Raw genomic sequence first — 1,541 nt, 5'->3', positions numbered from 1 at the left:
ATCAAACTTGTTAGTTAAGTCCTCGACCGATTAGTATCAGTCAGCTCCACGTGTCACCACGCTTCCACCTCTGACCTATCAACCTGATCGTCTCTCAGGGGTCTTACTAGCTTAACGCTATGGGAAATCTCATCTTGAGGGGGGCTTCATGCTTAGATGCTTTCAGCACTTATCCCTTCCACACATAGCTACCCAGCCATGCTCTTGGCAGAACAACTGGTACACCAGCGGTGTGTCCATCCCGGTCCTCTCGTACTAAGGACAGCTCCTCTCAAATTTCCTGCGCCCACGACGGATAGGGACCGAACTGTCTCACGACGTTCTGAACCCAGCTCGCGTACCGCTTTAATGGGCGAACAGCCCAACCCTTGGGACCGACTACAGCCCCAGGATGCGATGAGCCGACATCGAGGTGCCAAACCTCCCCGTCGATGTGGACTCTTGGGGGAGATAAGCCTGTTATCCCCGGGGTAGCTTTTATCCGTTGAGCGATGGCCCTTCCATGCGGAACCACCGGATCACTAAGCCCGACTTTCGTCCCTGCTCGACTTGTAGGTCTCGCAGTCAAGCTCCCTTATGCCTTTACACTCTTCGAATGATTTCCAACCATTCTGAGGGAACCTTTGGGCGCCTCCGTTACTCTTTAGGAGGCGACCGCCCCAGTCAAACTGCCCACCTGACACTGTCTCCGAGCCGGATCACGGCTCTAGGTTAGAATTTCAATACAGCCAGGGTAGTATCCCACCGACGCCTCCACCGAAGCTAGCGCTCCGGCTTCTCAGGCTCCTACCTATCCTGTACAAGCTGTACCAAAATTCAATATCAAGCTGCAGTAAAGCTCCACGGGGTCTTTCCGTCCTGTCGCGGGTAACCTGCATCTTCACAGGTACTATAATTTCACCGAGTCTATGGTTGAGACAGTGCCCAAATCGTTACGCCTTTCGTGCGGGTCGGAACTTACCCGACAAGGAATTTCGCTACCTTAGGACCGTTATAGTTACGGCCGCCGTTTACTGGGGCTTCAATTCAGAGCTTCTCCCGTAAGGGATAACCCCTCCTCTTAACCTTCCAGCACCGGGCAGGCGTCAGCCCCTATACTTCGCCTTGCGGCTTCGCAGAGACCTGTGTTTTTGCTAAACAGTCGCTTGGGCCTTTTCACTGCGGCTCTCCCGGGCATACACCCAAAAGAGCACCCCTTCTCCCGAAGTTACGGGGTCATTTTGCCGAGTTCCTTAACCATAGTTCTCTCGCTCACCTTAGGATTCTCTCCTCGCCTACCTGTGTCGGTTTGCGGTACAGGCACCTATTTCCTCGCTAGAAGCTTTTCTTGGCAGCGTAGAATCAGGAACTTCGGTACTATATTTCCCTCGCCATCACAACTCAGCCTTATGATGTGCGGATTTGCCTACACATCAGCCTAATTGCTTGGACGCGCATATCCAGCAGCGCGCTTACCCTATCTTTCTGCGTCCCTCCATTGCTCAAACGGAAATGAGGTGGTACAGGAATATCAACCTGTTGTCCATCGCCTACGCCTTTCG

Annotated in this window: 1 rRNA gene (running past one end of the window); it reads right to left on the bottom strand. The window is 53.2% G+C overall.

The features are described 5' to 3' along the window. Window positions 1-10: 10 nt before the first annotated feature. Window positions 11-1,541 (bottom strand): 23S ribosomal RNA (locus tag ACFVRR_RS24205) (it continues 1,506 nt past the right edge of the window).

The organism is Gottfriedia sp. NPDC057948 (assembly GCF_042887255.1).
In the GTDB taxonomy this organism is placed as follows: Bacteria; Bacillota; Bacilli; order Bacillales; family Bacillaceae_G; genus Gottfriedia.
The sequence above is the reverse complement of the archived record's forward strand: the minus strand, read 5'-3'. Positions and strand labels throughout refer to the sequence as shown.